The sequence below is a fragment of the Nocardia sp. NPDC056100 genome, from assembly GCF_042266325.1.
Lineage (GTDB): Bacteria > Actinomycetota > Actinomycetes > Mycobacteriales > Mycobacteriaceae > Nocardia.
Genome location: NZ_JBHJVY010000001.1, coordinates 960,025 through 974,446, shown reverse-complemented (window position 1 = coordinate 974,446; position 14,422 = coordinate 960,025). Strand labels below are relative to the sequence as shown.

The 14,422-nt window shown below is 67.3% G+C and carries 4 protein-coding genes (1 of these 4 cut by a window edge); all 4 read left to right on the top strand.

Annotated elements, in window-relative coordinates; all coding sequences use genetic code 11:
• Window positions 1-17 precede the first annotated feature (17 nt).
• Tightly spaced (each overlapping or abutting the next), the 4 genes in view from ACFC0O_RS04450 to ACFC0O_RS04435 form a layout consistent with a single transcriptional unit that may run on beyond the window.
• The gene (locus ACFC0O_RS04450) at window positions 18-1,673 is read left to right on the top strand and encodes a fatty acyl-AMP ligase (protein ID WP_375953763.1); all 1,656 of its coding nucleotides are present in this window, start codon (window positions 18-20) and stop codon (window positions 1,671-1,673) included.
• A complete protein-coding gene (locus ACFC0O_RS04445; RefSeq protein WP_364632088.1) occupies window positions 1,670-1,930 on the top strand; it encodes an acyl carrier protein in 261 nt (86 codons plus the stop codon). Before ACFC0O_RS04450 ends, ACFC0O_RS04445 begins: the two co-directional genes overlap by 4 nt.
• Window positions 1,923-2,963, top strand: a complete 1,041-nt coding sequence (locus ACFC0O_RS04440) for a MupA/Atu3671 family FMN-dependent luciferase-like monooxygenase (protein ID WP_375953761.1) — start codon at window positions 1,923-1,925, stop codon at window positions 2,961-2,963. The genes ACFC0O_RS04445 and ACFC0O_RS04440 overlap by 8 nt, the downstream gene beginning before the upstream one ends.
• A protein-coding gene (locus tag ACFC0O_RS04435; protein ID WP_375955938.1) for a non-ribosomal peptide synthase/polyketide synthase crosses the window boundary here: on the top strand, window positions 2,944-14,422 show its 5' end (the start). Its footprint extends 16,976 nt past the window's final position; only the first 11,479 of its 28,455 coding nucleotides appear in the window; the start codon lies at window positions 2,944-2,946; its stop codon lies off the right edge, out of view. The genes ACFC0O_RS04440 and ACFC0O_RS04435 overlap by 20 nt, the downstream gene beginning before the upstream one ends.

The following is a 14,422-nucleotide window of genomic DNA, read 5'->3' as shown; positions in this document are numbered from 1 at the left end:
ACCGCACTCTGGTAGACGTGCTGTCGGCGCGAGTCCTCGAGACTCCGCGCCGACTCGCGTATACCTTCGCGGGGCATCGCGCTGACTCGGAAAGCGTTGATTACGGCCAGCTCTGGGACCGGGTGTCCGGATTGTCCAGGCTGGTGCGCGAAGTGACCGCACCCGGCGACCGAGTGGTGCTACTGTGCCCGCCCGGAAAGGATTTCGCCTGCGCGTTCTTCGCCTGCCTAGCGACCGGCCGCATCGCCGTGGCCGTGCACCTACCGACCTCGGCGCAGCAGTTCTCGACGCTGGCGGAGATCATTCGGGACAGCGGCGCGGTGGCGGCCATCGTGCCGCTCTCGGTCATCCCGGTCACCAGCGAGCAGCTCGGCGCGGGCATCACGATCATCGACAGTGATTCGGCCGGACCGGGATTCGATATCGCGGCGGGCCTGCAAGCGCCCCCCGCACCGGATGACATCGCCTTCCTGCAGTACACCTCCGGTTCGACCGGTGCGCCCAAGGGTGTGGCGGTGCTGCACCGGAACCTGATGGACAATCTGGGGCTGCTCGCCTCCAGATATCAACTGGCACAGGACACCTCGATCGTCTCCTGGCTGCCCCCATTTCATGATATGGGGCTGATTCAGGGTCTGCTGCTGCCCATGTACGGCGGATTCCCGAGCACGCTCATGTCGCCCATGACCTTCCTGCGCGATCCGCTCACCTGGTTGCGGGCGATATCGAGCAGTTCGAATGTCACCGCGGGCGGGCCGAATCTGGCCTACGGCCTGTGCCTGAAACGGGTATCCCCGGCCGACGCCGCGCAATTGGACCTGAGCGCCTGGCGGATCGCCTTCGTCGGCGCGGAGCCGATCGATCCGAATATCCTGCGCCGCTTCGCGGAACTGTTCGAGGTCAGCGGTTTTCGCCCGGAGAGCTTCGCCCCGATGTACGGTCTGGCCGAATCCACGCTGTTCGTCAGCGGCGGCGCGGTCGGTGCCGGTGCGCGCTCGCGCCGCTTCGCGGTGGCCGAACTGGAGCGCGGCACAGCCGTCGAGGATGCCGAGGGCCGGGAACTGCCGAGTCTGGGTGCGGCCGAACCGGATTCGATCGCCATCGTCGATCCGGACACCCGGCTGCGCTGTGCCGAGGGCGCCATCGGTGAGATCTGGTTGCGCGGTCCCAGTGTCGCCGCCGGATACTGGCATAAGCCGGTCGAGACCGAACGCGTCTTCCATGCCCGGATCGCCGATGACGGCGGTCCGGAGTTCCTGCGCACCGGCGATCTCGGATTCGTCTGCGCCGGAGAGCTTTACGTATCCGGCCGGATCAAGGAACTGATGATCGTGCACGGCCGCAATATCTTTCCGCAGGATATCGAGCGCACCATCGTCACCACTCATCCGGCCCTGCGGCCGGGTGGCTGTGCGGTCTTCACGGCCGAGATCGGTGATGAGGACCGGGTGATGGTGGTGCAGGAGCTGGCTGATCTACTCGAGCCGGACAACGCCGAGGCGCTGGCGGGTTCGATTCGGGAGATCGTCAGCCGGGTGCACGCGGTCAGCGTGCACCGGGTTGTTTTCGTCGGCAAGGGCGAAGTGCCCAAGACGACCAGCGGAAAGGTACAGCGCCAACGTTTGCGTGAGCATTACTCAGGTTCGACGACTTTCCAGGAGAGTGCGTTATGAGTGAATCGGCAACCCCCACGGCCGTGCTCGATTATTTCGTGGGATGGGCAGCGGCGAAGCTCGGCAGGGATTCGGTGGATCCCGATGCGCCGCTGACCGCGCTGGGTCTGGATTCGGTACACGCGGCGGAATTGATGACGATTCTGGAGGATCGCTACCGGACGGAAATCACCGCCGAGGATATTTTCGACGGACTGACCATGGCGGACGTGGCGCGGCGCGTGGAGGCGCAGCACAGCGGTGCCGCCCGTGGATAGTCCGAAATTCAGTCTGCTGTTCTTCTCCAGTGACGCTCAGCAGAGTGGCAGACGGCGCTATCAATTGTTGCTGGACAGCGCCCGTTTCGCCGATACGCACGACTTCGAGGCCGTGTGGATTCCGGAGCGGCATTTCCACTCCTTCGGTGGGCTGTATCCGAATCCGGCGGTGCTCGGCGCGGCGCTCGCCGCCAGCACCGAGCAGGTCCGCATTCGCGCGGGCAGTGTGGTGCTGCCGCTGCACAATCCGGTGCGGGTGGCCGAGGATTGGTCGGTGGTGGACAACCTGTCCGGCGGCCGCGTCGATCTGGCCTTCGCCACCGGCTGGAATGTGGACGATTTCGTCCTCGCCGGGCATAACTACCGGGATCGGGTCGAGGTCACCCGGGCGGGCATGGATACCGTGCGCCGCCTGTGGTGCGGTGAATCGGTCACCCTGCCCAATGGCGTCGGCGAAGACCGCGCGGTGCGGATCTTTCCGACGCCCGTGCAGTCCGAGCTACCGGTCTGGCTCACCTGTAGCGGCGGTATCGAACGCTTCGAAATGGCCGGTGCGCTCGGGGTGAACATCCTGACCGCACTGCTGTTCCAGGAAGTCGACGAACTGGCGGACAAGCTGGCCGCGTATCGAAAGGCGCGGACGCACAACGGGCACGGTATCGAAGCGGGCACCGTCACCGTCATGTTGCACACCTTCGTCGGGCCGGACGAGGCACAGGTGCGCAAGACCGTCGCGGCTCCGTTCAAGCGCTATCTCGAGGATTCCGTCGATCTGTGGCGGCGTGGCTCGGACGCATTGGACAGCCTGGACGAGCGGACGCGGGCCAAGGTATTGGATTTCGCGTTCGAGCGGTACTACCGCAATAACGGCCTGTTCGGCACACCGGAATCCACCCTGCCGATGGTTGCGCGCCTGCGTGAGATCGGCGTCGATGAGATCGCCTGCCTGATCGACTTCGGCATTCCGGATACCGATGTGCTATCCGGCCTGGAATCGCTTGCCGCACTGAAGAATTCTCTCTCGACCGAATAGCAGATCTGCCGAATTTCGCATATCGCAAAGGCTTTCGAGACACAGGAGCATAATGTCCGGCGACCGTTCACGTCCTTTTCCGCTCTCTGCCGCTCAGCAGGGAATCTGGTACGCGCAACAGTTGACCGGTTCGACACCCATTACCAATGCTCTGAATATCGATCTGTGCGGTGCGCTCGATATCGAATTGCTGATGGCCTCGTTCTGGCGTGCGGCGGGCGAATGCGAAGCCGCACACCTGCGCATCATCGAGGCGGGCGGCGAGATATCACAGGTGGTGGATCGGCGGCTGGACGAGCCGATCCGATTGCTCGATATGCGGGCGGAGGCGGACCCGATCGCCGCCGCCCGGGAGTGGATGCGCGCGGAATACGGCAGTCCCGTTGATCTGCAACGGGATCGGCTCATCGCCACCGCCGTATTGCGCGTCGAGGACGACCGCTGGTTCTGGTACGTGCGCGCGCATCACATCGCCATGGACGGACTCGCGGCGATGACCCTGCTGACCCGCGTTGGTGAGCTGTACACCGCCGCGGTCGAGGGCCGCGAGCCCGCCCGGATGCGGGCTCGCGGACTGGCCGAGCTGGTGGCGGCCGACGAAGAGTACCGGGGCTCAACGCGTTTCGAGACCGACCGCGAGTTCTGGCGGGAACAGCTGCGGGGTCTGCCCGCACCCGTCAGCCTCGCGGGCCGGAGCGCACAGGCCGACGCACATCCGATCTCGGTCCAGGGCGTACTGCCCGCGGGCACCCGCGATCTGCTCGACACGGTCGTCAAGTCGACCGCGACCAATCCCGCCGCGCTCATTCTGGCGGCCTTCGGAATCTTCCTCGGCCGGATGACCGACAGTGCCGATATCGTGCTGAGCCTGCCGGTGTCGGCCCGCGTCACCACGGCCGCGCTGCGTTCGGGCGGCATGCTGGCCAATACCGTGCCCTTCCGGGTGACGACCGGTGCGCGCGACACCGTGCGGGATGTGCTGAACGCCACCCAGCGGCAACTCATCGACGCATTGCGCCGGCAGCGCTACCGCCAGGAGGACATGTTCCGCGATATCGGGCGGCTGACACCGCAGACCCAGGTCTTCGGACCGTACGTGGATCTGATGCTGTTCGATACCGAGATCACCCTCGGCCCCATCACCGGACACTGGCAGGTGCTGACCCCGGGCCTGGTCTCGGATCTGTCGGTGAGCGTCTACTCGGCGACCGGCCCCGGGGGCACCTGCGTGGACTTCGTCGCCAACCACGCGCTGTACACACCCGAGGACCTCGCCGGACATCACACCAGGTTCCTGAACTTCTTCCACGAATTCCTGCGGGTGGCCGATACCGATCCGGCCGCGCTCGTGCGCGATATCGAGGTGCTCGCACCGGATGAGCGAAACCTGTTGCTGTGCGCGTGGAATGACACCGACGCGCCGATCGTTACGGCCGCCACCCTGGTGGAAATGTTCGGCCGTCAAGCCGAGGCCACGCCCGACGGCATCGCGATCGTGGACGGTGATCGCCGAATCACCTACCGAGAGTTGGACGCTCGGGCGCAACGGTTGACGGCGGCTCTCGCTGGATTCGGTGCGGGCCCGGAAGGCATTGTCGCGGTGGCCCTTCCGAAGGGCATCGAACTGATCACCGCCATGCTCGCCATCCTGCGCACCGGTGCGGCCTATCTGCCCCTCGATCCGGCCTCGCCGCCGGAACGCCTCGGCTATATCCTCACCGACGCGCGACCCGCGCTCGTCATCGTCGACGACGGCACGGCCGGGGTGGTCGGCACCGCCGCCGTGCCCCGGCTGCGCATCGATCAACTGCCCGAGCAGGAGACCGTCGTCTCCCCGCTCGCACCGCGCCCGGACAATATCGCCTACGTCATCTACACCTCCGGCACCACCGGAAATCCCAAGGGCGTGGCCGTCACCCACGCCAACGCGGTGGCGCTCTTCGCGGGCACCGAGCCGTGGTGCGAATTCGGCCCCGATGATGTGTGGACCTGGTGCCACTCACAGGCTTTCGACTTCTCGGTGTGGGAGATCTGGGGCGCGCTACTGCACGGCGGCCGGGTGGTCGTGGTGCCCCGGGAGGTGGCGTACGCACCCGCCGAACTCTGGCGGTTGGTCGTCGATCAGGGCGTGACCGTTCTCAACCAAACCCCTTCGGCCTTCTACGCTTTGATCGAAGCCCAGCGGCTGGCCGACACCGATGACTCGGCACTGCGCATGGTCGTCTTCGGCGGTGAAGCGCTGGACCCCAGCCGTTTACGGCATTGGCGTCCGCTCTCCGGCCCGAATCCGCCGGCGCTGGTGAATATGTACGGCATCACCGAGACCACCGTGCACGTGACGAAACAGCCGCTGACCCCGGAGCAGTTGCGCGGCGAGCGCGGGGTGAGCCCGATCGGGACGCCGCTGGCGAATCTGCGCGTGTACGTGCTGGATTCGCTGCTGCGCCCGGTGCCGCCCGGCGTCGCGGGGGAGTTGTACGTGGCCGGACATCAGGTCGGCCGCGGCTATCACGCTCGGCCCGGGCTCACGGCCGCGCGGTTCGTCGCCGATCCCTTCGACCCGACCGGCGGACGGCTCTATCGCAGCGGCGATATCGTCCGCTGGACCGCGGCGGGCGTCCTGGAATACCTGGGTCGCGTCGACGAGCAGGTCAAGATCCGCGGCTTCCGCATCGAACTCGGCGAGATCGAGGCGACCCTGGCCGCCGAGGCGGCCGTGGCACAGGCGGTCGTCACCACCTATCTCGCCCCGGCGGCCACGCCCGATGCCGCACCGGACACCCAGCTGGTGGCGTATCTGGTCCCGGATCCGCGTTTCGCGCCGGTGGCGGCCAAATGCCTGGAGCTGCAACGCGATCGGACGATACCGGCGGAATGGCTGCACGAGCTGCCGAACGGTATGCCGATGGTGGGCCGCAATCGCTCGAATATCGAATTCCTGTATCAGGAGATCTTCGAACAGCAGGAGTACTGCCGCACCGGTATGAGCATTCCGGCCACCGGCTATATCGTCGATATCGGCGCGCACGTCGGCATGTTCTCGCTCTACGCCAAGCGCACCTCGCCCGCGGTGCAGATCTTCGCGGTCGAGCCGATGCCCGAACTGCGGCGCATGTACGCGGCCAATTCGGCGCTGCACGATCTCGGTTCGACCCTGATCCCGTACGCGATCGGCGCGGAAGCCGCGACCGATACCTTCACCTACTATCCGGAGATGTCGGTGCTGTCCGGGCGCGGCACCGACAGCCGGGTACAGCATCAGATCCTGGAATCGTTCATACACAATGAATTCCAGTCCGAAAGCCAGGATCTGGGGGACGGCCTCGTCGATCAACTGATCGCGGACCGCCTCGATTTCGAGCGCGTCGAGGTGCCCATCCGGACGCTGTCGCACATCATCGGCGAATACGGCATCCCGCGCATCGACCTGCTCAAAATCGATGTGGAGGGCAGTGAACTCGACGCGCTGCGCGGTATCGAACCGCAGCACTGGCCACTCATCGACCGCATGGTCATCGAGGTCCACGATGTCCAGGACCGCCTCGCCGCGGTGGAGAAGATGCTGTGCGAGCACGGTTTCCGCGTGCAGGCGCAGGTGTCCCCGAATGTGATCGGCACCGATCTGCACATCGTCTACGCGGCGCGCGGCACGGTCCAGCTGGGCTCGGCCGTCGGCCCGGACGGAAAGTCGGCGGATCTGCTGGCCCGGGACGAGAAGTGGAGCGCCCCTGGACCGCTCGGCTCGCTCATGCGGGAGCGCCTGAGCGAGCGGCTGCCCGCATATCTGGTGCCCGATGTCGTCATGGTGCTGGACGCGCTGCCGTTGACGGTGAACGGCAAGGTGGACAGGGCGGCGCTGCCGGAGCCGGTGGTGGCACGCGCGTGCTATCGGGCTCCGGCGACGCCGGTGCAGCAGATCGTGGCGGAGGTATTCGCCGAGGTGCTCGGGATCGAGCAGATCGGCCTCGACGACGATTTCTTCGCGCTCGGCGGTAATTCGTTGTCCGCCACCAGGTTGTCGGCCCGCCTGTCCGAGGGCGTCGGAGTCGCGGTGGCGGTGCGCGATGTCTTCGACGCCTCGGCCGTCGGCACGCTGGCCGAACTGCTGACCGCCCGGGTACCCGAGGCGTGGCACCGGCCCGGGGGAGCGGGATTGCGGCGGTGCGAGCGTCCCGAGCGGGTGCCGCTGTCCTACGCACAGCAGCGCATGTGGTTCGTGAACCGATTCGCACCGGAATCGGTGGCGTACAGCATTCCCGCCGTGGTGCGCCTGCGCGGGGCGGTGGACACCGATGCGCTGGCGGCGGCGGTCTGGGCTCTGCTGGATCGGCACGAGGTGCTGCGGACCAGGTATCCGGATGTGGACGGTGTGCCGTACCAGGTGGTGGTGCCGACGGCGGAAGTGGCCGCGCTGGCCGATCTTGATCTCACCCCGCTGCCGGTGCGCGCCGATGAGATCGCGGCCGCGATCGATACCGTCGTGGCGTCGGGATTCGATGTCGCACAGCGGGTTCCACTGCGGGCGCGGTTGCTGGCGACGGGGCCGCGGGAGTTCGTACTGCTGCTGGTCATGCATCACATCAATGCCGACGGTTTCTCCATGGCCCCGCTCGCCCGCGATCTGGGAGTCGCCTATGCGGCGCATTGCGCCGGGCGGCAACCGGAATGGTCGCCGTTGCCGGTGCAATACGCGGATTACGCACTGTGGCAGCGTGATTCACTGGGATCGCCGGACGATGCCGATTCGGTGCTGTCCCGGCAGCTCGGGTACTGGACGACACAACTGCTGGACCTGCCCGAGGTACTCGAACTCCCGTCCGATCGGCCACGCCCCGCGATTGCCTCACATCGTGGGGCGAAGCATCATTTCATCGTCGACGCGGAGGTGACCGCCGCGCTGCGCACCCTGGTGCGGACGCGCGGGGTGACCGTCTTCATGGTGTTCCACGCCGCGCTGGCGGTGGTGCTGTCCCGGCTCTCGGGCAGTGCGGATATCGCGATCGGCTCACCGGTATCGGGACGCGGCGCGGCCGAATTGGACGATCTGATCGGCATGTTCGTCAATACCGTGGTGCTGCGCACCCGGGTGGACGAATCGATCTCCTTCACCGAATTCCTGGCCCGGGTGCGCGGTGTGGATCTGGACGCGTTCGCGCACGCCGACATCCCGTTCGAACAGGTGGTGGAGGCGCTCGACCCACCGCGCAGTCAGGCGCAGCATCCGCTGTTCCAGGTCATGCTGGCCTTCCACAATCTGGATCAGGTGGAATTGGCGCTGCCGGAGCTGGCGGTGACCGCCACGGGGGCCGACACCGGTGTCGAACGCTTCGACCTGACCTTCACCATGACCGACGCCGCCGATCGGGACGGCACCCTCGCGGTCGAACTCGGCTATGCCACCGATCTTTTCGATGCGGGCACGATTATCGCGCTCGTCGATCGACTGCAACGGGTACTGCGCGCGGTCACCGGCGATCCGGCCGTCCTGGTGCGCGATATCGACACCCTCTCGGCGGTCGAGCGGCGCGTGCTGGTTCCCGAATGGGGGCTCGGGAATCGTTCCGCCGGTATCGATTCGGTGATGCTGCCGGGTCTGCTGGCCGTGGCGGTCGCCGCGAATCCGGCGGGTGTGGCGGTATGGGACGCGCAGTGCCAGATCACCTATCGAGATCTCGATGAGCGGTCGAATCGACTGGCGCGGTCACTGATCGCCCGGGGCGCGGGCCCGGAATCGGTGGTGGCGATCGGAGTGCCGCGATCCCTCGAATGGGTGCTGGCGGTCTGGGCCGTCGCCAAGACCGGCGCGGCCTTCGTATCGGTGGATCCCGCACATCCCCTGGATCGGAATCAGTACGTGTGCGCCGACTCTCGGGCGCGCATCGGGATTACCGTTGTCGCGCAGCGTGATTCGATGCCCGGTGCGGACACTTCATGGCTGGTGCTCGACGATCCGATCGTGCGGGCCGAGCTCGACGGATGTTCGAGCGGTGCGGTGACCGATGCGGATCGGCTTGCGACGCCGCGCATGAGCACCACCGCCTATGTTATCTACACCTCGGGCACCACCGGTCGCCCCAAGGGCGTCGAGGTCACCCATGCCGGATTGGCCGCACTGGTGGCCGATCACATGCGGCGCTGTGCCGTCGACGCGGACTCCCGGGTGCTGGGTGTCGCCGCGCGGACCTTCGACGCCGCGATTCTGGAAGTGCTGCTGGCCGTATCCGGTGCGGGCGCGCTGGTGCTGGCCCCGCCGGATGTCTATGGCGGACAGCCGCTGTGGGAGTTGCTGCGCGACCTCGATATCACCCACGCCTTCCTGACACCCGCCGTGGCTTTGTCACTCGACCCGGCCGGACTCGATCGGCTGCGGGTGCTGGCGACCGGCGGCGATCAGTGTGGCCCGCAGGTGGTTTCACGCTGGTCCGGTACCGATGCCGCGGGGCTGCGACAGGTGCACAACCTGTACGGTCCGGCCGAGGCGACGATCTGGGTGACCGGTGCGGAACTCGTGCCGGAACGGCCCGTCACCTTGGGTTCGCCCATCGCCGGAATGGGCACGGTGGTGCTGGACGCCTGGCTGCGGCCGGTTCCGGCGGGTGTGATCGGTGAGCTGTACATCTCGGGTTCCGGTGTGGCACGGGGCTATCGGGACCGGACGGCGCTGACGGCGGCGAGCTTCGTGGCGGACCCGTTCGCGGTGGGCGGCCGGATGTATCGGTCCGGAGATCTGGTGCGCTGGTCGAGTGCGCGCGAATCCGATTCGGGCACAGGAGTGCTGGAGTTCATCGGCCGTGCCGACCTCCAGGTCAAGGTACGCGGGCAGCGACTGGAGCTGGGCGAGGTCGAAGCCGCGCTGACCGGCCTGCCGGAGATCGCCCAGGCCGTCGTCGTCGTGCACGATCCGGAGGATGGCAGCGGTGTCCGGTTGGCGGGATATGTGGTGCCCGCCAACGGTTGTGATATCGATCCGGCGCGGGTTCGCGAGGTACTGGGTGAGCGCCTGCCCGGGTACATGGTGCCGGAGGTGGTGACCGTGCTCGCGGAATTGCCGTTGACCGGCAGCGGCAAGGTCGACCGGCGCGCCCTGCCGGAACCGGTGTTCACGGTGCGGGAGTTCCGCGCGCCCTCCTCACGCATCGAGGAGCTGGTGGCGGGAGTGTTCGCAGAGGTGCTGGGTCTCGACCGGGTGGGCGTGGACGATGATTTCTTCGCGCTCGGCGGCGATTCGATCGTCTCGATTCAAGTGGTGGCCAAGGCCCGTGCGCTGGGCGTGGTATTCGGTCCACGCGATGTCTTCGACCGGCGGACCGCCGCGCAACTGGCCGTGATCGCCCGGCTCACCGATCCGGATGCGAGCGAGGCGGCGCATGAACCGGCCGATGGCGGCGTCGGAATGGTGCCGCTATTGCCGGTGGCGCAGTGGATGGTGGAGTGGGGCAGGGGTTTCGAGCGTTTCGACCAGCACGTGGTACTGCGACTCCCGTCCGGGGTGACCGAGACGGCGCTGATCGCGGCGATACAGGTGCTGCTGGATCGGCACGATATGTTGCGATCCCGGCTGCGTCGGGAGGACGGCGGCGCGTGGTCGCTGGACGTGGCACGGCCCGGCAGCGTTGCGGCGGCCGAGGTGCTGCGACGGCATCGGCTCGAGGTCGATGCCGATATCGATGCGGCGGGCGCGACAGCGTGGAAATCCGCTGTGCGCGAACTGAGTCCGTCCGCCGGGGCAATGGTGCGGTTCGTCTGGCTCGACGCCGGTGCCGATATTCCGGGCAGGTTGGCCGTGGTGGCGCACCACCTGGCGGTCGACGGCGTGTCCTGGCGCGTGCTCGCGCCGGACCTGCTGTCGGCACTCGAGCAGGCCGAAAACGGCGTGGACACACCCGTACTTGCCCCGGTCGGCACCTCCGTGCGCCGTTGGTCGCGGGAACTCACCGCGGCGGCCGTCGAACCCGCACGCGTGGCCGAGTTGGCGCTGTGGCAGCGGATGGTCGGCGCTGCCGATCCGTTGTGGGGCGGGCGTGAGCTGGACTCGGAAATCGACACCGCCGCAACGCTGGAACAGATCGGCGTATGCCTGCCGGAGTCGGTGACGCGATCACTGCTGGTCCGGGTTCCTGCGGCCTTCCACGGCCGCGCCGAAGACGGACTGCTTGCCGGACTCGCTGTGGCGGTGCGTATGTGGCGCGCTCGGCGCGGTATCGAGGCATCCTCGGTGCTGGTACGACTGGAGGGACACGGCCGCGAGGAACAGTTGGTCGCGGGTGCGGACCTCTCGCGCACGGTGGGCTGGTTCACCAGTATGTTCCCGGTCCGCTTCGATCTGTCCGGTATCGATGGCGAGGGAGTGCTCGCCGGTCGCACGCCGGTGGCGAGTGCCGTACGAGCGGTCAAGGAGACGCTGAACTCGCTCCCGGACAAGGGCATCGGCTACGGTCTGCTGCGCTATCGCAATGCCGAGACCGCGGCCCAGCTGCCGGACAGCATGCCGGGCCGAATCGGTTTCAACTATCTGGGCCGGGTATCGGGCACCGAGGTCGGTGTCGAGATGGGCGACCCGGACGCGGAGCTCAATCCCGAATTGCCGGTGACGGTGGCCCTGGATATCAGCGCGATCGTCATAGAGGATCGGTTGCGGGCCAGTGTGCGGTTCCCTCGCACACTGCTCGATCGCGCCGAGGTGGAGGAACTGGTCGAGCTCTGGTCACAAGCGCTGACCGCGATCGCCGATCATGCCGAAACACCCAGCGCGGGTGGACATTCCCCGTCTGACTTCGCTCTTGTCGAACTGACCCAGACCGATGTGACCGCGCTCGAACACGCCTACCCATCCCTGACCGATGTGTGGCCGGTGACCGCATTGCAGGACGGACTGCTGTTCCATACGCAGCTGTCCGGAGCCGACAATTCGTCGGATACCTATGTCGCGCAACTGATTCTGCGCATGACCGGCGGTCTGGACCAGGATCGCCTGCGCGAGGCCGCCCAGGATCTCATGGAGCGGCACCGGGTGCTGCGGACCGCGTTCACCACCACCGAGAGCGGCATGAGCACCGCGGTGGTATGCGAAGGTGTCGAATTGCCTTGGCAGGTGGTCGATCTCACCGGGCACGGCGATCCGGCGCGCGCACTGGCGGATTTGGCCGCCACGGATAAGGCGCGCCGCTTCGACCCGGCGCGACCGCCGCTGCTGCGCTTCACCGTGGCCGAACTGGGCGCTGACCAGTGGGCGTTGATCCTGACCAACCATCACCTGATTCTCGACGGCTGGTCCTACCCGCTGCTGGTCACGGACCTGTTCACCCGCTACGGCGGCGGTTCGGTCCCGACGCCCGGATCGTATCGGGATTTCCTGTCGTGGTGGGCGACTCGTGATCGCGAAGCGGGCCTGGCGGCCTGGGCACAGGCCCTCGGCGGCGTCGAACCGACCCTGGTCGCCGACCGGCCCGGTACCGGCGCGGTCATGCAGGAATGGCTGGAGATCGATGCGGCGGGCGCACAGGATCTCGCGGCGGCCGCCGCCGTCGCCGGTGTCACGGTGAGCACGGTGCTGCAATCGGCCTGGGCCATGGTGCTGGCGGGTTTGAGCGGCCGGACCGATGTCGTCTTCGGTATGACGGTATCCGGCCGTCCCGCCGAACTGCCCGCCGCCGATCGCACCATCGGCCTGTTCGTGAACACCATTCCGGCCCGCGTGTGCATGCGGCCGAACGAGACCGCCGCCGGGCTCTGGTCGCGACTGCATCGCGAACAGGCGGCGCTGCTGGATCACCATCACATCGCGCTCACCGATATCCATGCGCTGCACCGCACCGACGGACTGTTCGACACCGTCATGGTCGTCGAGTCCTATCCCCTTGATATGCGGCATATTCGGGGGATCGCCGGTGACGGCGGCCTCGAGGTCACGGGCGTGGACGCGACCGATTCCACGCACTACCCGCTGACCTGCAGTGTCACCATTCAGGACGGTCTGCGGTTCCGCCTGCAATACCGCTCCGATGTCTTCGATCCGGCCGCCGTCACGGCGGTGGCCGAACGCCTGCGCGCGATAGTGCGCGCGATGAGCGTCGATCCATCGATCCCGGTGCGCGAGGTCGGTGCGCTGTCCGGCTCCGAATGCCGTCGCCTGCTCGAGCGTGGGCGGGGTGACTCCGGTGCGACCGCCATGACCCTGCCGGAGGTGCTCGCCGCGGCCGTGGCGAACACTCCCGAGGGCATAGCGGTGGTGGACGGGACGCGCCGGATCGGTTATCGCGAACTCGACGAGCGTTCGAATCGGCTGGCACGGCAGCTCATCGCGCAGGGTGTCGGCGCGGAAACGGTTGTCGCGGTGGGTGTTCCACGATCGCTCGAGTGGGTGATCGCGGTATGGGCGATCGCGAAGACCGGCGGGGCATTCCTGTCCCTCGACCCGGCGCATCCGATCGACCGCAATAGCTTCATGTGCGCGGATTCCATTGTCCGCCTGGGCCTCACCACGTCCGAGCACGCGGCACGGCTGCCGCGCGCGGAGGTGTCCTGGCTGGTGGTCGACGATCCCGAGGTCGCCGCGAATATCGAACGGCGCGCGAGCGATTCGGTGACCGACGCCGATCGGCGCGCACCCGTGCGGCTGGCGAGCACCGCCTATGTCGTCTACACCTCCGGATCGACGGGCCGTCCGAAGGGCGTGCAGGTCACCCATGCCGGGCTGGCGGGTGTGTGCGGTGCACAGCGGCGGCGTTTCGCGGTGCGTCCGGATTCCCGGGTGCTGAGCGTGGCCGCGCGTACCTTCGACGCGGCGGTGTTCGAACTGCTGTTGGCGGTATCGGGCTGTGCCGCAATGGTTATCGCGCCACCTGATGTCTTCGGTGCGGAACCTCTTACCGAACTGCTGAGGGAACAGCGCATCACCCATGCGGTACTCACCCCGAGCGTTGCGGCCGGGCTGGATCCGGTGGGCCTGGATGAGTTGGCGGTGCTGATCGCCGCCGGTGAAAGCTGCCCGCCCGCACTGGTATCGCGGTGGTCGCGCACCGACCGCGCGGGCCATCGCCGGGTGCACAATCTGTACGGCCCCGCGGAGGCGACCATCTGGGTGACCGGCAGCCCGGACCTGCGCGCGGGTGATCCCGTCACCATGGGATCGGCCATCGACGGTATGGGCGCGGTGGTATTGGATTCGTGGCTGCGCCCGGTCCCGGCCGGTGTCGAGGGTGAGCTCTACGTCTCGGGTTCCGGTGTGGCACGGGGTTATCGGGGCCGCGCCGAACTCACGGCGGCGCGGTTCGTGGCCGATCCGTTCGGCGAACCGGGGGATCGGCTGTACCGGACCGGCGACCTCGTGCGCTGGGTGCGCGGCGAACACTCCGAATTCGACGGTGAGCCGGGCGTATTGGAGTTCGTCGGCCGCGCCGACTTCCAGGTGAAGGTGCGCGGACAGCGGCTGGAACCGGGAGAGGTCGAAGCCGCGCTGA

Excerpts from the sequence above, each read along its gene's own strand:
- ACFC0O_RS04445 (WP_364632088.1), top strand. The coding sequence starts at position 1,670 with ATGAGTGAATCGGCAACCCCCACGGCCGTGCTCGATTATTTCGTGGGA.